The organism is Deinococcus grandis (assembly GCF_001485435.1).
Lineage (GTDB): Bacteria > Deinococcota > Deinococci > Deinococcales > Deinococcaceae > Deinococcus > Deinococcus grandis.
Genome location: NZ_BCMS01000001.1, coordinates 2,358,337 through 2,376,871, shown reverse-complemented (window position 1 = coordinate 2,376,871; position 18,535 = coordinate 2,358,337). Strand labels below are relative to the sequence as shown.

Here is an 18,535-nt window from a genome sequence, read left to right as displayed (position 1 = left end):
GCAGGCGCAGGCCCTGGCCGACCACCTCCGGAGGACCGCTCGCGCTGACGCACCTGCACGCCAGCCTGACCGTCCGCGCCGTGCAGACCGCCGCGCCCCTGGCCCGCGCGCTGGGCCTCCCGGTACACGCCCACCCCGACGCGCACGAGGTCGGAGGGCTGTACTGGGGCGCGTGGGACGGCGAGCGCGGCCCCACCCCCGGCGAGACCCCTGCGGGCCTGCGGGCGCACTGCCCCGACCTCCGCTGGCCTGGCGACCTGTCCCCCGACGCCCCCTGGGACGGGGGGTTCGAAACGGACGACCCGGTCGTGCATGCGGACCGGGCGCGCCGACTGCTCGGTGACCTGCGCGCCCGCCACGGACCGGACGACCGGGTGGGGCTGGTCACGCACCAGCTCTTCGCGCAGTTCCTGATCGCGGCGCTGCTGGGCAGCGACCTGCCCAGCCTGCCCGCCACGCTGCGCGTGAACAACACCGCCACCTGCGCCTTCGACCTGCGCGGCGACACTGTCCGGGTCGGGTGGATCAACCGGCACGACCATCTGGGGGGGCACCTGGGTGGGGCGCTCGTCACGGCCTGACCGCCGCCGGAACGCGGTGGGGGCGTGCGGGCTATGCTCGGGGGCATGACCGCTCCCACCTTCTCGCATGAACTCTCGGTCGCGTCGGCGCTGGCGCGCGAGGCCGGGGCGCTGCTGCTCGCGCACCTGCGCGCCGGGTTCACCGTGGAACACAAGACGAGTGCCGACGACCCCGTGACCGTCGCCGACCGCGAGGCGTCCACCCTGATCATGACCGCCCTGGCCGCCGCGTTCCCCGCCGACGGCCTGTTGTCCGAGGAGGAAACCGACGACCGCGCCCGCCTGGGCCATGACCGCGTGTGGATCGTGGACCCCATCGACGGTACGAAGGAGTACTCGACGGGCCTGCCGGACTACTGCGTGAGCATCGGTCTGGCGGTGGGCGGCGAGCCGGTGCTGGGCGTCGTGTACGCCCCGGAGACGGACGAACTGTTCAGCGGCGTGGTGGGGCAGGGCGTCACCCTGAACGGCCAGCCGGTGCCCGCGCCCGGCAGTGGGCCGGACTGGCGCATTGCCGTGTCCGACACCGAACACGGGCGGGAACTGCACGCCGTGCTCCTGAGCGGCATGAAACCCAGCGGGAGCATCGCCCTGAAACTCGCGCGGATCGCCGCCGCGCAGGTCGACGCGACCTTCACCATGTCCCCCCGCAGCGAGTGGGACATCGCCGCCGGGCACGCCCTGCTGCGCGCCGCCGGAGGAGACCTGCGCCGCCGCGACGGCCGCCCCGTCCGCTACAACCGGCCGCGCCCGCACATCGAACAGGGCCTGATCGGCGGCACGCCCGCCGCGCTGGACTGGCTGGAAGGGCAGCTGCGCGGGCACCGCCTGCCCGTCGCGCACCTGGGCCTGACCCGGGCCGACCCCGCCTGGACGCTGCTGCCCGAATCCGACCGCGCCGCGCTGGACGGCCATCCCGGCGTGAACGTTCGCCATGCCAGCGGCGAGGTGCTGGCCCTGCTCGTCGTGAACCCCGGCACCCGGCAGGTCGAGCGGGCCGAGGGCGACGCCTTCCACCTCGACCGCCTGACGCGGGACGTGACCCGCGCGCTGGGCACCCTCCAGAGCTGAGCGCCATGCCAGACGCTCTCACGCCCCGCGTCACCCTGAAACCCCTGCTGGACTTCACGCCGCACGAGTGGCGCGTTCTGCACGGCTTCTTCCGCGACCGGGAACTGGCCGACTGGAACGACGCCAAACCCATCCGCCTGCCCGGCTTCCTGTTCCGCCGCATCATGCAGGACGAGGAACGCACCGGCGAACGCCACGGGTTCGGCGTCATGGACGAGCACGGCACCCTGATCGGCAGCGCCGAACTGTACGACCTGCGGCCCTCCCCGCCCCTCACGCCGACCACCGCCACGCTGGGCGTCATGATCGGCGTGCCCAGCCTGTGGGGCCAGGGCTACGGCCGCGAGGCCGTGCAGGCCCTCCTGCAGTGGGCGTTCACGCGCCGCGACCCCACCCTGAACCGCATCCGCCTGACCACCTTCGGCCACAACCGCCGCGCCCAGCGGGCCTTCCTCGCCTGCGGGTTCCGCGAGGTGCACCGCACCGAACGCGAGGGCCGCACCGACGTGCACATGGAACTCACCCGCCCCGAATGGCTGGCCGCGCACCCGCCCGGCGGGTCAGAATAGACCCATGCGCGTCCTGCTGCCCGACCTGCCCGAATTCCGCGCCCTCAGCCAGCACGACGAACACGGCGTGCCCGGCGTCACCTTCGACCACTACCGCCGCGGCCACCTCCCCGACGGCGAGGCCGACGGCGTCGTCCTGTGGCTCACCGACGCCGCCACCCGCACCGCGCTCCTCGCCACGCCCGGTGTCAAATGGGTGCTCACCCTGACCGCCGGGATCGAACACGTCCAGGCGCACCTGCCACCCGGCGCCGCCCTGTTCAACGCCAGCCGCCTGCACGACCGCGCCGTCGCCGTGCACGCCCTGAGCGGCATGCTCGCCGCGGCACGCGGCCTGCACCGCTTCCGGGACGCGCAGCGCCGACACCACTGGGACGCCCCCGCCCTGCCCGGCGACTCCGGCCTGACCACCCTGGACGGCGCACACGTCGTCCTGTGGGGCCACGGGCACATCGGCCGGAACCTCGAAGAACTCCTCGCCCCACACGGCGCGCACGTGCACGGCATCCGCAGCACCACCCCCACGGACGAACGCGACGAGCTGCTCGCCCAGGCCGACTGGGTCGTGCTGCTGCTGCCCAGCACCCCCGACACGCGCGGCATCGTGAACGCCGCCACCCTGCGCGGCCTGAAACGCGGCGCGTGGCTCGTGAACGTCGGCCGCGGGAACCTCGTCGTCACCGACGACCTCCTGAACGCCCTGAACAGCGGGCAGCTGGGCGGCGCGATCCTCGACGTCACCGACCCCGAACCCCTCCCAGACGGGCACCCGCTGTGGGACCAGCCGAACGTGATCCTCACGCCGCACATCGCCAGCACCACCACCGACCTCGTCGCGCGCGGCGCGCACCTCACCCGCGACTTCCTGATCGACCTGCAACAGGGCCACGAACCCGACGGACGCGTCACCGCCGGACGCACGTACTGAAGATTAACTCCGGTGAACAGGGGCGCAGAACCTGTTCACCCGAGCGGATGCGACTCGCAGAGCTGCGCCAGCAGAGAAGGAGCGAAGCGGGTTCCGGGCGTGGAGCTGGCAGGGGCGGTGATGTTCCGGGTTGTCGGCGAAACAGACGGAATCCGCAGGAGGTGTGAGCTGTGAGCACTGCGGCAGGAGTCATGAACCGCGACCGTGCACTGGTCGCCGCGCAGTTCGCGCTGTTGGCGGTCATCCTGGCCGGGGGGCGGCGGGGGAGAGGTCGGCCCCGATCCGTCCGGGCGGCGGGCTCGGTGCTGGATGCGGGTGGGCTGGGCCTGCTCGTCTGGAGCGGGCGCACCCTGGGGCGGAACCTCACGCCGCTGCCCACCCCGGTCGCGGGGAGCACGCTGGTGCAACGCGGGCCCTACCGGTTCGTGCGGCACCCGATCTACACGGCGCTGCTCGTGCTGGCGGGCGGCTGGTCGGTCGCGCGGGGTGGGTGGACGAGCGCTGCGGGTACCCTCCTGCTCGCGGGATTGCTGCGCCACAAGGCTGGAATCGAGGACGCTGCGCTGGCTGCGCGTCACCCGGAACACGCCGCATACCGGGCGCGCACTGGGGCGTTCCTGCCGCGTATCGGCAGGCGCTGAACGAACCCTCAAGATGGCCCCCTGGCGCTGGCGGCTATCTTCACCCATGCACCTGCCCCCGCACGCGGTCCGGCCCGACTACGCGGGCGGCAGCGTCCTGAACCTCGCCGCCACCCTGGGCGCGCATCACGGCGTGCCCACCCACCACGCCGCGTACCGCCACCCGTTGCCCCTGCACGGCGCGCGGCACGTCGTCCTGATCGTCGTGGATGCCCTGGGCGCCGGGCAGCTGCGGGACGCCATCACGCGCGGGGACGCGCCCACCCTGGCCTCCCTGACGCCCACCCCTGGCCCCGTCACCAGCGTGTTCCCCAGCACCACCATGGCCGCCCTGACCACCCTCCACACCGCCCGCGCGCCCGCCGAACACGGCTACCTGGGCCTGACCGTGTGGCTGGACGAGGCGCAGGCGGTCGTGAACCTCATCCGCCTGTACGACGTCTACACCCACACGCCCCTGGCGGACGCGGGGTTCCTGGCGGCCGTGCCGTCCCTGTACCGCCAGATGCGCGACCGGGGTGTGGCCGCGCACGTCGTCATGCCCGCCGCGTACCAGCACAGCGTCCTGACCCGCTGGGCCTGCGACGGCGCCGAGTACCACCCCTACGCCCAGCCCGAAGAGACGCCCGCCCTGACCGCCGCGACCCTCCAGCCGGGGCAGCCGTCGTACACGCTCGTGTACTTCCCCGACTACGACCTGATCTGCCACGGCTCCGGCCCCGACAGCCCCGAGGCGCACGCCGAACTGCGCCGCACCGACCGCATCGTCGCGGACCTCCTGGCCGCGCTGCCCACCAATGGCGACACGCTGGTTGTCCTCACCGCCGACCACGGCCAGAGCGCCCAGCTCCCAGACGGCTACGTGGACGCCATCACGAAGAAGGTCATGAAAACCGCACTGCGCGGCCCCGTCGCCGGGGAGGAACGCGCCGCGTACCTGCGCCCCCAGCCCGGGCACCACGCCGAGATCGCGGCGCTGCTGGCCCCACACGCCACCCTCCTGACCGCCGACGACGCCTGGACCGGCGGCCTGTTCGGCCCACCCGCCCACGCCGACCCCCGCCTGCGCCCGCGCGTGGGCGACCTGATCGCCGTCCCGCACCCCGGACACGCCATCCGCCGCCCCACCAGCCCCGCCCCCATGCCCGGCCTGCACGGCGGCTGGACCGCCGAGGAGATGCTCGTCCCCGTGCTGAGTGCGAGGATCTGACCATGAACCTGCCCCGCGCCCTCGCGCTGATGTCCCTGACCGGCCTGAGCCTGGCCGGAGCAGCCCCGGCTCCCGTCACCCTTCACGGTCCGAAGGTCACCGTGCAGGCCCGCCCCGGGGGGCGCATCCTCCTCACGCTGCCTGCCCGGCCCGACCAGACCGTGCAGGCCGAACAGCTGGGACAGGCGGTCCTCGTCACGATCAGCCAGCAGCGCCCGGCCCACCTGACGCTCATTGCGCTGAACACCGCGGGCCGCCGCCTGTGGAAGCAGGAGGTCGCCGCCAACCTGAACCGCACCATCACCCATTCCGGGCAGTTCCTCGTCGAGTACGTCACCAGCGGCGCGCAGTTGAACATCCACACCCTGATCTGGAACGGCCGCGCCGAAACCACCCAGGAAATTCCCGGCCGACTCCTGGCCCGCAATAAGGACGCGCTGCTGTTCAACACCGAGAACGAGCTGAATCCCTACGAGGCCGCGCAGCTGACCTTCACCCGGTTCACGCCCGCGACCGCCACCCGCACCGGACTGACCTACCGCGTGCCCGCCCGACCCCGCTGCGGCGACCCGCAACTGGACGTGACGGACGGCGATCCCCTGCGGCTGACGGGACGGTACGTGTACGCCCTGCGCCAGGACCGCTGCGGCCCCTTCGTCGCCCGTTTCGACTGGACGGGGGCGAACGACGCGGCACTGGTGTACCCCAGACCACGACCGTAGATTCAAGGGTCTAACCCAGCCAGCGCAGGTGCCGCGTGACGTCCTGCACGTGGTCGCCCCAGTGGGCGTCGTGAGAGAAGCGCAGCCACGCCAGCGCATCGGCCTCGTCCGTGTCGGCCAGCGCGAGGGCAGTGCCCAGGTCGAGGGTGAGGTCCGTGAGGTCGTCCAGGGCGTCGCCGATCTCGGCGGGGAGGTCGCAGTGGCCGAGGGCACGTCCAGTCGCCGGGTCATAGAAGCCGGGTTCCGGCCATGCCCGGGCGATGCGGGCGCGCAGGTCGCGGTACGCCTCGCGCGGCAGGTCATCAGCGTCTGGGACGCCGAAGGGCAGTCCCTGAACCTCCTGCCGCAGGTCAACCAGCAGGTCGGCCAGCGCGCCGGCCGTGAGGTCTCCCCGGTCCAGCAGGGCCGCGTGCACCCGGCGCACGCGCGCCAGCATCACAGCGGTTTCCAGTTTCATGGATGGGCCAACATCACGCCTATCCATTCCACTTTCAACCGCTGTCTTCATCAGGTGCTCGCTTCGCTCGGTTCAGCCACATGGAGATAGGCCATCCATGCGCCTGAACGCTGTGTTCAGGACAGCAGCACAGCCGGGCGTTTCTTCGGCGGGGCTTTCGGTTCGGGCAGGGTGGGGACGTGGTCCTCGATCAGGCCGCCGCCCAGCAGGCGCGGTCCGGCGTACAGCACGGCGCTCTGGCCGGGCGCGACCGCGAACTGCGGGTCCTGGAAGGCCAGTTCGAAGCCGTTCTCGTCGGCGCGGACCACGCGGGCCTTGACGGGCGCGGTGCGGTAGCGGACCTGCACCTCCAGTTCCTCGGGCAGGTCGGTCAGGTCGATCAGGTAGTTGGCACTCTGCGCTTTCAGGCCGGTCCACAGGCAGTCGTCGTAGTCGCCCACCCAGACGGTGTTCGTGTCGGGCGCCAGGTGCACGACGTGCCGCACGCGGTGCGACTGGTACAGGCCCAGGCCCTTCTTCTGGCCCAGCGTGTAGAACTGCGTGCCCAGGTGCTCCCCGACGACCTCGCCGCTGCTGATCTCGCGGATGAAGCCCTGCGCCTGGGGGATGTGCTCGGCGACGAAGTCCTGCACCTTGCCGGGCACGAAGCAGATGTTCTGACTCTCGGGTTTCTGCGCGGTCAGCAGGCCGCGTTCCGCCGCGATCTCGCGCACGCGGGGTTTCTCCAGTTCCCCGACCGGGAAGAGGATGTACGGCAGCGCGTCGCGCGGCGTGCCCCACAGGAAGTACGTCTGGTCCTTGCGCGGATCGTCACCCCGATGGAATTCCACCTCGCCCCGCGCGCTTTCCACGCGCTTGACGTAGTGCCCGGTGGCGACGTAGCGGCAGCCGAGCATCTTGGCTTTCTTCACCAGTTCGTCGAACTTCACCTTGGTGTTGCAGTTCACGCAGGGGTTCGGCGTGCGGCCCTTGCTGTACTCGTCGATGAACGGCCCGACGATGTGCCGCTGGAACTGCTCGCGGTAGTCCAGCAGGTAGAACGGCACGCCCACCTGCTCGGCCACGCGCCGCGCCTCGTACGCCGCGTCGGGCGAGCAGCACGAGTCGAAGGTGTCCGTGCGCTTGTCGTCGGGCCAGAAGCGCATCATCGCGCCGACCACCTGATACCCCTGGTCCTTCAGCAGCGCCGCCGTCACGCTGCTGTCCACGCCGCCGGACATGGCGCACAGCACCCGTTCCCCCGCAGCGGCGGCAGGGGCAGGAACGGTCGCGGAGGCAGGAGAGGGGGCACTCATACAGCCGCGCAGCTTACCACCCGGCCCCTGAACCGGCGGTGACGCGCGCGGCAATTGAGGCGGGGCCGCATCGGGGCGGGGCTACCGCTCGGGGTGCCAGCCGGGTGGGCGGGTCAGGTAGTGCAGGCGGTCGCGCCAGCTGCGGGCGGCGCGGACATCGCGCCACAGGGCCGCGAATTCGTGGAAGGCGACCTGCACGGGCCGGTGCGTGTCGATGTTGTGCACGAGGCCGTAGCGGACGGGTTCCGTCTCGGGCTGGAAGGTGCGGTGCAGGCGGTCCCAGACGATCAGGATGCCGCCGTAGTTGCGGTCGAGGTACACGTCGTTGCTGCCGTGGTGCGCGCGGTGGTGGCTGGGCGTGTTCAGCACGGACTCGATGGGGGCGGGCAGGCGGCCCACCCGTTCGGTGTGGACGAAGAACTGGTACAGGAGGTTCCATGCCTGCGCGAGCAGCACCATCCACGGCGCGAAGCCCAGCAGGGGCAGGAGCAGCCAGAAGGGCAGGGCGGTCATGGGCACCCAGGTCTGCCGCAGCGCGGTGGACAGGTTGTAGTGCTGGCTGGAGTGATGCACGACGTGACTGGCCCAGAACAGCCGGACCTCGTGGCTGACGCGGTGGTACCAGTAGTACGCGTAGTCGTCCGCGAGGAACAGCAGGACCCACACCCACCACGCGTCCTGGGGCAGGCGCAGCGGGGTGAGGCTGTACAGCGCCGCGTAGATCGTCACGACGGCGCCTTTCCACAGCAGGTTGATCAGGACGTTCCCGACGCCCATGCTCAGGCTGGTGAGGGTGTCGCGCGTCCCGTACCCGAAATGCTCGTGCGGCGCGTCGTGATCGTGGCTGAGGTGGCGGTACGCGGCCCACTCGATCAGCAGGGACAGCAGGAAGACGGGGATCGCGGCGCGGATCAGGTCAAACACGGCGCGCCTCCCACAGCTGCAGGCTGTCGAGGCTGGTGCTGCGCGCCACCTGTTCGGCGGCGGCGGGTCCCAGGGGCAGCGCGGCGTGCAGCGCGCGGTAGTGCTCGCGCGAGCGGTCCCGGCGATGTGCGTCGCTGAAGTAGATCGCCCCGGCGCGGGCGTACACCTCGGCGAACGCGCCCAGCAGCAGCGGGGCCAGCGCGTTCCCGCTGCCCTGCGCGGCGAGCGTCTGGAACGCCCAGTCGAACGCGGCGAACGTCTGCGGCAGGTTCGGGTCGTCCGACTCGGCGGGCGGCGAGGCCAAGTGCTCGCGCAGCGCACGCGGGTCGCGGTCGGCGGTCTGCGCGACCCAGTGGGGCAGCAGCGCGGCGCGCAGGTCCAGCAGGTCCGGCACCATGCGGCCCAGCTCCCCGTGGCGGGACAGGTGCGCCAGGACGCGCAGGCCGCCCTCGTGCGGGTGCAGGACGCGGGTGGGTTTGCCCTGGCGGATCTCCAGCAGCCCGTCGCGGCCCAGGCGTTGCAGCGCCTCGCGCAGGGTGGGCCGCGTGACGCCCAGGCTGGCGGCCAGTTCGCGTTCGGCGGGCAGGGTGCTGCCGGGCGGGTACGTGCCGTCCAGCAGGCGGGCGAGCAGGGTGTCCTCGGCGTGCAGCGCGGGGCGCAGCGGGACAGGGGTGGGGGCGGTCATGGCAACCTCCTCGGTACAGCTCAGTAGTCAGTGGTCTGACCAGTCTGGGCTGACCACCACCCGTCCGTCAAGCCTGCCTCGCCCGCTACACTCCCCGGCATGAGCCTCGAAGAGCATTGCGGCGAGTCGCAGACGAGCCCGACCGGAGGGAGCAGCAACCAGGACCGGACGTCCGGAGATGGACGAGTCGCTGGTGGTGTACCGGCGACTCGGGAATCGCAGGAATCCGGTCTCACCGCCGACGCCCTTCACGCCGCCGCGCACACGTACGGCACGCCCCTGTACGTCTACGACGCCGCCGAACTCGACGCCGCGCTGGCCCGGGTCCGCGCCGCGTTCGGGGACGCCCGGGTGTACTACGCCATGAAAGCCAACCCCAACCTGACCCTGCTGCGCCGCCTGCACGCCCAGGGCGTCGGCTTCGAATGCGTCAGCGCCGGAGAACTCGCCCGCGCCGCCCACATCGGCGCCACAGGCGACCGGATCCTCGTGAACGGCCCCGCCAAGACCCCCGGCGAGTACGCCACCGGCGCGCAGCTCGGCGCGACCTTCATCATCGACCGCGAAGAGGAGGTCCGCCTGCTTCCGCCCGCCTCCCGCGCGCTGGTCCGCGTGAACCCCGCCCTGAACGTCAGTACGCACGACCACCTCGCCACCGGCGCGGCGGGCAGCAAGTTCGGCGTGACCCTCGACCAGGCCCCGCGCGTGCTGGACGCCCTGCGCGCCGCCGGGCACACCGCCCTGGGCCTGCACGTGCACATCGGCAGCGCCATCCGCGACGCGCACGACTTCACCGCCGCCTTCCACCGCCTCGGCGACCTGCGCGCCCACACCGGCCCACTCGACGTCCTCGACGCCGGGGGCGGCTGGGGCCTGGGCGCCGACCTGCACGGCATCGCCCGCGAAGCCCGCGCCGCCGCCGCCACCTTCGGCGCGCAACTGTGGGTCGAACCCGGCCGGTACCTCGTCGCGCAGGCCGGCACCCTCCTGACCCGCGTGGTCGGCACCAAACGCACCGGACGGAACTTCGTCCTCGTGGACGCGGGCATGACCGAACTCCTGCGCCCCATGCTGTACGGCGCGCAACACCCCGTCACGCCCCTCTGGGACCGAGGGGAGAGCGACACCTGGGACCTCGCCGGACCCGCCTGCGAGAGCGGCGACCTCCTCGCCCGGGACCTCACCCTGCCCGATCCGCACCCCGGCGACCTCCTCGCCATCCACGAGGCCGGTGCGTACGGCGCCGCCATGAGCAGCAATTACCTCACCCGCGCCCGCCCCGCCGAGGTCCTGCACGACGCGGGCACCTGGACCGTCATCCGCCAGCGCGAAACCCCACAGGACATCTGGCGCGCCGAGGAGAATGTGTAAATATTCGCGTCCACGTGGGCGATTTCGCCTCCTCCGGCGGGCTGGACGCGCTAGCGTGGCCGGGTGATCGTCAAGGACCTCGAACCGCAGCAGCACGCCGACCCGCTGCGCCGCGCCGGGTACGACGCGGAACGGCAGATGGCCCACTACCTCAAGCGTGCCTTCGCGGAGGACCCCCGCAAGTTCGTGTTCCACAACCTCCGCCTGGAGCGGCGCGGCGAGATCGCGCAGATCGACCACCTGATCCTGCACCGCTTCGGCCTGCTGATCGTCGAGAGCAAGAGTGTGGCCGGGCAGGTCAGCGTGAACGAGCACGGCGAGTGGACCCGCTGGTGGAACCGCCAGGGACGCGGCATGCCCTCGCCGGTCCTCCAGGCGCGGCGACAGCTGGACCTGCTGCTGGCGCTGCTGGACGACCACACCACCGAGCTGATGGACCGCTCCATGCTGGGCCTCAAGCAGCGCACCCTGAGCGGCGTGCGGCGCGACGTGCTGGTCGCCATCTCGGACGGTGGGCGCATCACCCGCAAATCGGACGTGCCGGAACTCGTGAAGGCCGATCAGGTACCCGACCGCGTGAAGGCCATCATCGGGGCCGAACAGGAGAAGACCTTCGGCTCGTTCGGCCTCACCGACGCCGAGATGACCCGCATCCAGGCGTTCCTGCGCAACCGCCACGTTCCAGCGCCTGCCGAGGCGGTGCCTGCCGCACCTGAACCTGCCCACACCAGAGCGGCGCCCGTCAGTGTGCCCCCGGCGGAGCCCGCACGTCCGGAACGCCACAGCGCCGCCCCGGTCCGCACGTCGCAGGAGCGGCAGGCGCAGGCGCGGCCCCGCCCGGACGTGGCGTGCCGTGCGTGTTCATCGGCGAACGTGACGGTGCAGTTCGGGAAGTATGGGTACTACCTGAAGTGCGGCGACTGCGGTGGGAACACGCCCGCCAAGCCGGTGTGCGCGGCGTGCGGGCAGCCGGGGAAGGTCAGCAAGCGCGGCCCGGAGTTCACGGCGACCTGCGCGGGCGGGCACACCTGGGCGTACTGGACGAACCCGGCCTGAACACGGGAGGTGGGGCGCGATCAGGCCCCACCTCCCGCACCCTGCGTCCCTGGTTCAGAAGCTGTCGCTGCCGCCGATGCGGACGCCCTGGTAGTAGGCGTACGCGGCGCTGTAGCAGGCGGGGCGGGCGTACCAGCTCTTGGCGGCGCAGATGGCTTTCATGTTCGTGTAGAACACGTCGTCGCTGGTCAGGCGGTTCGCGTCGGTGCGCTGGTACACCTTGAGGTTGCGGTACGCGAAGTCGTGCACGTTGCATGCCGGGCGGAAGTCCTCGCGGTAGCCCAGGCCCAGGCCGTCGGGGGCGCTGCACCCGTCGCGGGTCCAGTCCAGACCGGTGTAGGGGCTGCTGGTCCCGGCGTACGCGTTGTACTGCGCGTTGTAGTTGCTCACGGTGCCCCACCCGGTGCGCTTGACGTACGCGAGGCGGTCGCTGGCGTAGTCCTGCGTGTTCAGCGTGGGCACGCTGGGGTAGGACAGGGTGCCGGGCCGCTCGCCGTACGCTTCCTGCAACGCGGAGGTCAGGCCGGGGTCGTTGCCGTAACGGGCCAGGATGGCCTGACTGCCCGCGTCCTGCAACTCGGGGCGGTCGGCGTACGGTGAGGGGCTGGTGGTGGGCGCGGCCTGCTGGGAGCAGGCGGCCAGGGCCAGGGGCAGCACAAGGGTGATGGCGGCGGCAAGTCGGCGCATGGGGGGTCCTCCGGGAGTGGGGGCGATGGGTTGTGTGACGCCTCTCACTCTACCCGTCCGTGTCAGGGTGGTGCCAGCCCGCGGCCCGCTATCATGAGCGGCAATGACGGTTCCTCCTGTGTCTTCCCCCGCTGTGCCTGATACGACCCGCGCCCGCATTCAGCAGGAGGCGGCGCGGCTGTTCGTGAAGAGCGGCTACCACGGGGTGAGCATGCGCGAGGTCGCGGAGGCCGTCGGCGTCACCAAGCCCGCGCTGTACCACCACTACGCCGACAAGGAGGCGCTGTTCCTGGCGATGCTGGAGGGCACCCTGGCGGGCCTGAGCCGCCTCGTGCAGGCCGCGAACTCGCAGGTGGGCATCCGGCTGCAGCTGGACACGCTGGTGTACGAGCTGCTGGCCAGCGTCCCCGAGCAGCGCGTGGGCCTGCAGCTGGCGAGTGAACTGCGGCACGTGAACCCGGACCGCCGCGCGGCGTTCGAGCAGGAGTACCGCCGCGTGTGGGTGGGCGGCCTGTCGCGCCTGTTCGAGGAGGCGGCCGCGCGTGGTGAGCTGCGCGGCGACCTGCCCCCGGCGATGCTGGCCCGGGCGTTCCTGGCGATCACGTACCCGCTGGTGACGGGCGCGCCCACCTCCGATCCGCAGGGGACCGCGCGGGCGCTGCTGGCGGTCTTCCTGGACGGCGCGACGCCCCGCTAGGCCCCGGGGTGGCCCGTGGGGGGACGACCCGCGCGCCGCATGAAGGCCGGGCCCCACAGCATGAAGGATTGACTGGACTTGACCGGCGCCCCGGCTGTCAGGGAACATGACCCCTGGCGCGCCGCACGGGCGCGGAAGTAGGGTTACTACCCCCAACGGCATCCTGGACGTGCGTGGCAGCGTCCGCTTTCTGTTTCGTGGAGTGACACAATGGAATCACTGTTCGGCTGGATCACCCAGCCTGAGGCGTGGCTGGCGTTCGGTACGCTGCTGCTGCTGGAAGTCGTCCTTGGCATCGACAACGTCATCTTCATCTCGATCCTGGCCGGGAAGCTCCCGCCGGAGCAGCGGCAGCGCGCGCGCACCATCGGCCTGCTGGCCGCGATGATCATGCGCCTGGGTCTGCTGTTCTCGATCAGCTGGATCTACAGCCTGAAAAACGACCTGTTCACCCTGTTCGGCATGGGCTTCTCGGGACGGGACCTGATCCTGATCTTCGGCGGTCTGTTCCTGCTGTACAAGGCCGTCAAGGAAATGCACGAGCAGCTCGAGGGCCCCGGCGCGCACGAGGGAACCCCGACCGCCGGGAAGGTGGCGGGCGCGAACTTCGCGGCGATCATCGGGCAGATCATGATCCTCGACATCGTCTTCAGTCTCGACAGCGTCATCACCGCCGTCGGCATGGCCGACGACATCGGCGTGATGGTGGCCGCGGTCGTCGTGACCGTCCTGATCATGCTTGTCGCCGCGCGCCCCATCGGGGAGTTCGTGCAGGCCCACCCCACCGTGAAGATGCTCGCCCTGGCGTTCCTGCTGCTGATCGGCGTGAACCTCATCGCGGACGGTTTCGGTTTCAAGATCCCCAAGGGGTACACGTACTTCGCGATGGGCTTCGCGATCGCCGTGGAACTCCTGAACCTGCGCGCCCGGCGCGGCAAGCCCGTGCAGCTGCACGAGACGAACCGTCACCCCGACGCGGGCTGATCCGGCCCTCACCACAGACAGCGCCCCACCTGCACAGAGGTGGGGCGCTCTGCATTCACGCGGGGCGGTTCAGGGTCGGGGTGGGTGCTCCAGCGTCACCCGGAACGTCACTCGGTTGTGCGGCTCGGCGTACCCGATCAGCGGCCCGTGGGTGTCCTCCACCCACGCGTGACTCAGCAGCTGCCCGCCCTGGCGGGTGACGCCGCTGACGAACACCGCCGGGTGGCCCAGGCGCCGCAGCGCGCGGTAACTGGCGTACGCGCGCGGCACGCACACACCCGCGCGCCGCTGCCGGGGGTGCAGCAGGTGCGTCACGAGGCGCGCGGCGGTCAGCGTGCGGTCCAGCACGTCCGGTGTCAGGTCCGCGCCGGGCCCCGGGCGGCAGCGGTCCAGGTGACGGCGCGGATCGCCGCCCCGCCGCACCGCCCAGGCGGCCCACAGCACGTCCCCGAACGCGGCCGGAACAGCCGGGAGCAGGAACGCGGCGCGGCCCAGGCGTTCACTGCCGGTGCGCCGCGTCCGGCCGCCGTCGGCGTGCAGGGCGCGCAGCAGCAGCGGGCGGGTCACCTCTGCGTTCAGCTCCAGTCGGCCACGCGCCGGATCGCAGACCGCCTGGAACGCCGCCCAGGTGTGCGTCAGGCCCAGGTGCCGGGCGTGCGCCGCGAGGGCCTGCGGGGTGGTGTGCCGCGCCAGCCGCTCGCTGTCGAGGTAATCCTGGGGTTTCAGGCCACCGTGGTCCCCGCCCCACACGCGGTTGAGGACCAGCGTGAGCAGCAGCTCGTCACGCGGATCGGGCCGCCACACCGGAATGCCGTCCCAGTCCACCGCCCGCGCGCGCCGCCACAGGCCGGTCGTGAGCGTCATGGCGCGCGCCCGCGGCAGGTACAGCGCCGGGACGATCCAGCGGTGCACGTCGAGTTGCGCGGCGTCCCCCGGGGCGCGCAGGTGTGCGGTCTCGTGCAGCCACTCGGTGGGCCGCGTGACGTCCTCCAGCCGGTCGCTGCGCCACCCGAGGCGCCGGGCGACCTGCACGGCGCGCCGCACGGTCTGCGGGTCCGGCGGCAGCAGGACGTCCACGTCGCCGTAGAAGCGTTCGCCCGGCGCGTACTCGAACTCGCTCAGGGCGAAGCCCTTGAACATCAGCGCGGGAATCCCGGCGGCCGCCCAGGCGCGCAGCAGCTCGCGCACCGGACCGCGGGTGCGGGCGTGCCGCAGCGCGAGGTGCGCGGCGTCGTCACGCAGCTCGGCGCGCCAGGGGTGCCCGTGCGGCAGGCGGGCGCGCAGGGCGCCGCCCAGTCCGGACTGCCGGGCGGCGCGCCGCATCTCCGGGGTCAGCTGCCCGGGCGGGAGGGTCAGGGCGCCCTGCAGGTCACGGGCCGGTGCGGTCATGGCGGGTCAGGCCTGCGCGTGCCGGCCCTGGTCGTCCAGGGCGGCGATCTCGTCGGGGGTCAGCTGGTAGCGTTCGCCGCACCAGTGGCAGACGATCTCCTGGCCGCCCGATTCGATCATCTCCTGACGCTCCTGGGGGTCGAAGAACTTCAGGCTGTCCGCGGCGCGCTCGCGGGAGCAGCGGCACTCGAAACGCGCACTCTGCGCGTCGGGCGCGAGGTGCAGGTCCAGGCCCTCGGTGGCGCGACTGATGGCTTCGAGCAGGCCGCCGCGGCGCAGGTTGTCGGTGATCTGCCCCATGGCGCGGATGTTCGCCTCCAGCTTCCCGAGGGTCTCGTCGGTCACGCCGGGCATCGCCTGGATCAGCAGCCCGCCGGCGTGCGCCACGCGGCCGCCTTCCTCGTACACGCCCAGCAGCACGGCGTTCGGGATCTGCTCGGAGACGCCCAGGTAGGTGCTGACGTCCTCGGCGATCTCACCGCTGACCAGCGTGGCGCTACCGGTGTAAGGCTCGCCGTTGTCGAGCAGGCGGGTCACGGCGATCTCGCCGTCGGTGCCGACGATGCCGCTCACGTCCAGCTTGCCGTCCCGTTCGCGGATGGGCAGGTCCGCGTCCGGGTGGCGGACGTAGCCGCGCACGCGCCCGTCGGTGCTGCCCTCGGCGACGATCCAGCCGACCGGGCCGCCGCCCTCGACGCGCAGGTTCACGCGGCTGTCGCTCTTCTTGCCCAGCACGACGGCCAGCAGCAGGCTGGCGGTCAGGGTGCGGCCCAGCGCGGCGGTGGCGGTCTTGGACAGGCCGTGGCGCACGCGGGCGTCCTCGGCGATGCGGGTGGCGTCCATGCCGACCAGCCGCAGGGTGCCCTGCGCCGCGGTGCCGCGCAGGATGAAGGAATCGGGGATCGAGGCAGTCATCCCGACACCTTAACCGTTGCGCCCCGTGTGGGCTGTGCAGGGACTCGCAATCCGGGCGGACCTCCGGGCGAGCCTCACATGATACGGACTCCGGTTGAAAGGTTTGCAAAAACTTTCAACCCGAGCGGAGCGAGCAGGAGAGAAACGGGTTCCGGACGTGGAGTTGACAGATCGGTGGTGTTCCGATCTGTCAACGAAACAAACGGAATCCGTATGAGCCCCCGGCGCGCACCGGGGGCCGCCCCCCCCACCCCGGCGGACGGGGCGCGCGCGTCTCCCACGCGGGGACAATCGTGGTTTGGCTTCCTGTTCCCCATGCGGTACCTTCAGGCTTCTGGCGGGAACTTCTCACCTGCCGTTCCTAGCATGAGAGGCCATGACGGCCTGGATGGAACGCCCCGCACCGCTGCCCTGAAAGGGCGTGCGCGGCGACCACTGACACCACTGCCCCCCGCGTTCTCCCCGTCAGGTGTCCATCTGTGTCCCGACCCGCCAGTGTCCGGGAAGCGCCCCCTGTTTCCCGCCCCAAGGAGTACGCATGAAGAACAAGACCCTCAGCGCCGTGGCCCTGGCCACGCTGACCCTCACGCTCGCCGCCTGCAACAACAAGCAGGCGGGCGGCGCCGACAGCACCCTGGTCATCCAGCAGTCCGCCGACATCCTGACCCTGGACCCCGGCACCACCTACGACACGTCCAGCGGCCAGATCGTCGAGAACATGTACGAGACCCTGGTCGGCTACAAGGGCAGCGACATCACCAAGGTCGAGCCCGTCCTCGCCACCGAGTGGCAGGAAGGCCAGGGCGGCAAGGAGTACCGCTTCACCCTGCGTGACGGCGTGAAATTCCACACCGGTAACGACCTCACCTGCGCCGACGCGGAGTACACCTTCCGCCGCAACCTCGTGACGAACACCGCTGACAGCGGCAACTGGTTCCTGTCCGAGAGCCTGCTGGGCACCGCCAGCAACGCCAAGGACGACACCAGCATCACCTGGGCCAAGATCAGCAGCGCCGTCAAGTGCGACGGCGACACCCTGGTCTTCACGCTGCCCGCCGTGGACCCCGCCTTCCTGACCAAACTGGCCTACATCGGCCAGGGTATCGTGGACAGCAAGCACGCCAAGGAGATCGGCGAGTGGGACGGCACCGAGGCCACCTGGAAGGACTGGGTCGGCAAGGACATCCTGGGCGGCGAACTGAACAAGCAGCCCAGCGGCACCGGCGCGTACAAGCTGGTCAACCGTGACGCGAACACCATCAGCCTGACCGCCTTCGACGGCTACTGGGGCGAGGACAAACCCCAGATCAAGAACGTGCTCCTGCAGAAGGTGCCCGAAGAGGCCGCCCGCGTGCAGGCCTTCCTGAAGGGCGACGCGGACTTCATCGAGGTGCCCCGCGCGATCATCAGCACCCAGCTGCAGGGCAAGCCCGGCGTGGCCGTCCTGGACGACCTGACGAACACCACCGCCGCAGGCTTCAGCATGAACCAGAAGATTGAGGCGGGCAGCGGCATGATCGGCAGCGGCAAACTCGACGGCAAGGGCGTCCCCACCGACTTTTTCAAGGACGCCGACGTCCGCCGCGGCTTCGTGGCCTCCTTCGACGTGCCCACGTACATCGAGCAGGTGCAGGAAGGCAAGGGGAGCCCCCGGAACTTCCTGCTGCCCGACTCCTTCCCCGGGTACGACAGCAACCTTGAGGCGGCCACGTTCGATCCGGAACTCGCCAAGGCGGCCTTCCAGCGCGCCTGGGGCGGGCAGGTCTGGCAGAACGGCTTCACGATCAACGTGTCCTACCGCGCCGGCGCGCAGACCCAGCAGACCGCCATGGAACTGCTGAAGAAGAACATTGAAGCCCTGAACCCCAAGTTCAAGGTGAACATCGTCGGCAAGGAATGGAGCGAACTGATCAACTCCCAGAACGTCCCCAAGGAAGCGATGGTCATGACCGCCTGGGCGCCTGACTACGCCGACCCGGACAACTTCGTGTCCACCTTCTACTCCAGCACCGGCTACTACGCTCCGCGCATCAACGCGCAGGACGCGCAGATCGACGGCTGGATCAAGGAGGCGCGCGGCACCACCGACACGGCCCGCCGTGACGAACTGTACGCGCAGATCGCCAAGCGCGCCCTGGACGAGGCGTACTACATCATCATGCCCGCCCAGCCCGGCGTGTTCCCCTACCGCGACACCATCAAGGGCGTCAGCGCCGACACGTTCAACCCCATGATCGCCTTCACCAGCGGCACGTACTGGAAGAACCTCAGCAAGGAGTAATAAGGACTCCGGTTGAAAGGTTTGCAAAAACTTTCAACCCGAGCGGACTCGCAGAGCTGCGCAGCAGAGCGA

The 18,535-nt window shown here is 71.0% G+C and carries 19 protein-coding genes; 12 read left to right on the top strand and 7 right to left on the bottom strand.

The window, feature by feature from the left end; genetic code table 11:
* Positions 1-80: 80 nt before the first annotated feature.
* The 7 genes from DEIGR_RS11585 to DEIGR_RS11555 all read left to right on the top strand — a co-directional run bounded on the left by DEIGR_RS11585 (position 81) and on the right by DEIGR_RS11555 (position 5,722).
* The gene (locus DEIGR_RS11585; protein ID WP_058977418.1) at positions 81-581 is read left to right on the top strand and encodes a histidine phosphatase family protein; all 501 of its coding nucleotides are present in this window, start codon (positions 81-83) and stop codon (positions 579-581) included.
* A 45-nt stretch (positions 582-626) separates the two neighbouring features.
* Entirely contained in the window at positions 627-1,652 is a 1,026-nt protein-coding gene (locus DEIGR_RS11580) for a 3'(2'),5'-bisphosphate nucleotidase CysQ (RefSeq protein WP_153013720.1), read from the top strand.
* A gap of 5 nt (positions 1,653-1,657) precedes the next feature.
* Positions 1,658-2,221, top strand: coding sequence for a GNAT family N-acetyltransferase (locus tag DEIGR_RS11575; RefSeq protein ID WP_058977410.1), 564 nt, complete (start codon positions 1,658-1,660; stop codon positions 2,219-2,221).
* A 4-nt stretch (positions 2,222-2,225) separates the two neighbouring features.
* Positions 2,226-3,149, top strand: a complete 924-nt coding sequence (locus tag DEIGR_RS11570; protein WP_058977408.1) for an NAD(P)-dependent oxidoreductase — start codon at positions 2,226-2,228, stop codon at positions 3,147-3,149.
* A gap of 191 nt (positions 3,150-3,340) precedes the next feature.
* The gene (locus tag DEIGR_RS11565; protein ID WP_058977405.1) at positions 3,341-3,790 is read left to right on the top strand and encodes a methyltransferase family protein; all 450 of its coding nucleotides are present in this window, start codon (positions 3,341-3,343) and stop codon (positions 3,788-3,790) included.
* A 46-nt stretch (positions 3,791-3,836) separates the two neighbouring features.
* Positions 3,837-5,000 carry an alkaline phosphatase family protein gene (locus DEIGR_RS11560; RefSeq protein WP_058977403.1) on the top strand — a complete coding sequence of 388 codons (1,164 nt, stop codon included), beginning with the start codon at positions 3,837-3,839 and terminating at the stop codon, positions 4,998-5,000.
* A 2-nt stretch (positions 5,001-5,002) separates the two neighbouring features.
* Complete coding sequence (locus DEIGR_RS11555) at positions 5,003-5,722, top strand: hypothetical protein (RefSeq protein WP_058977401.1); 720 nt, start codon at positions 5,003-5,005, stop codon at positions 5,720-5,722.
* A 10-nt stretch (positions 5,723-5,732) separates the two neighbouring features.
* Here the strand turns inward: DEIGR_RS11555 and DEIGR_RS11550 are convergent, their stop codons facing one another.
* The 4 genes from DEIGR_RS11550 to DEIGR_RS11535 all read right to left on the bottom strand — a co-directional run bounded on the left by DEIGR_RS11550 (position 5,733) and on the right by DEIGR_RS11535 (position 9,083).
* Positions 5,733-6,179, bottom strand: a complete 447-nt coding sequence (locus tag DEIGR_RS11550; protein WP_058977399.1) for a DUF5063 domain-containing protein — start codon at positions 6,177-6,179, stop codon at positions 5,733-5,735.
* Positions 6,180-6,295: 116 nt separating this feature from the next.
* Positions 6,296-7,474 (bottom strand): tRNA 2-thiouridine(34) synthase MnmA, encoded by a 1,179-nt coding sequence (gene mnmA, locus DEIGR_RS11545; protein ID WP_058977397.1) that lies wholly within the window; start codon positions 7,472-7,474, stop codon positions 6,296-6,298.
* Between the two features lie 81 nt (positions 7,475-7,555).
* On the bottom strand, positions 7,556-8,398 hold the full coding sequence (locus DEIGR_RS11540) for a sterol desaturase family protein (protein WP_058977395.1): 843 nt from the start codon (positions 8,396-8,398) through the stop codon (positions 7,556-7,558).
* Positions 8,391-9,083, bottom strand: coding sequence for a GntR family transcriptional regulator (locus DEIGR_RS11535; protein WP_058977393.1), 693 nt, complete (start codon positions 9,081-9,083; stop codon positions 8,391-8,393). The genes DEIGR_RS11540 and DEIGR_RS11535 overlap by 8 nt, the downstream gene beginning before the upstream one ends.
* Before the next feature lie 99 nt (positions 9,084-9,182).
* Between DEIGR_RS11535 and lysA the strand changes: the two genes are divergently transcribed.
* On the top strand, positions 9,183-10,454 hold the full coding sequence (gene lysA, locus DEIGR_RS11530) for a diaminopimelate decarboxylase (RefSeq protein WP_083524034.1): 1,272 nt from the start codon (positions 9,183-9,185) through the stop codon (positions 10,452-10,454).
* Positions 10,455-10,517: 63 nt separating this feature from the next.
* Positions 10,518-11,510: a nuclease-related domain-containing protein gene (locus DEIGR_RS11525; RefSeq protein WP_058977390.1), complete on the top strand. Its 993-nt coding sequence runs from the start codon at positions 10,518-10,520 to the stop codon at positions 11,508-11,510.
* 54 nt (positions 11,511-11,564) lie between these two features.
* Here the strand turns inward: DEIGR_RS11525 and DEIGR_RS11520 are convergent, their stop codons facing one another.
* The gene (locus tag DEIGR_RS11520) at positions 11,565-12,197 is read right to left on the bottom strand and encodes a phospholipase A2 (RefSeq protein ID WP_058977388.1); all 633 of its coding nucleotides are present in this window, start codon (positions 12,195-12,197) and stop codon (positions 11,565-11,567) included.
* Positions 12,198-12,300: 103 nt separating this feature from the next.
* On the opposite strand from DEIGR_RS11520, the gene DEIGR_RS11515 reads away from it, so the two are divergent.
* Together DEIGR_RS11515 and DEIGR_RS11510 are read left to right on the top strand one after the other, a co-directional pair.
* On the top strand, positions 12,301-12,894 hold the full coding sequence (locus tag DEIGR_RS11515) for a TetR/AcrR family transcriptional regulator (RefSeq protein ID WP_058977387.1): 594 nt from the start codon (positions 12,301-12,303) through the stop codon (positions 12,892-12,894).
* Between the two features lie 210 nt (positions 12,895-13,104).
* Entirely contained in the window at positions 13,105-13,878 is a 774-nt protein-coding gene (locus tag DEIGR_RS11510) for a TerC family protein (RefSeq protein WP_058977384.1), read from the top strand.
* Positions 13,879-13,947: 69 nt separating this feature from the next.
* Here DEIGR_RS11510 and DEIGR_RS11505 read toward each other — a convergent pair whose 3' ends face one another.
* A complete protein-coding gene (locus tag DEIGR_RS11505) occupies positions 13,948-15,267 on the bottom strand; it encodes a lasso peptide biosynthesis B2 protein (protein ID WP_058977382.1) in 1,320 nt (439 codons plus the stop codon).
* Positions 15,268-15,273: 6 nt separating this feature from the next.
* The gene (hslO, locus tag DEIGR_RS11500) at positions 15,274-16,182 is read right to left on the bottom strand and encodes an Hsp33 family molecular chaperone HslO (RefSeq protein ID WP_058977380.1); all 909 of its coding nucleotides are present in this window, start codon (positions 16,180-16,182) and stop codon (positions 15,274-15,276) included.
* Between the two features lie 538 nt (positions 16,183-16,720).
* Here hslO and DEIGR_RS11495 point away from each other — a divergent pair.
* Complete coding sequence (locus DEIGR_RS11495) at positions 16,721-18,463, top strand: ABC transporter substrate-binding protein (protein ID WP_058977378.1); 1,743 nt, start codon at positions 16,721-16,723, stop codon at positions 18,461-18,463.
* Positions 18,464-18,535 lie beyond the last annotated feature (72 nt).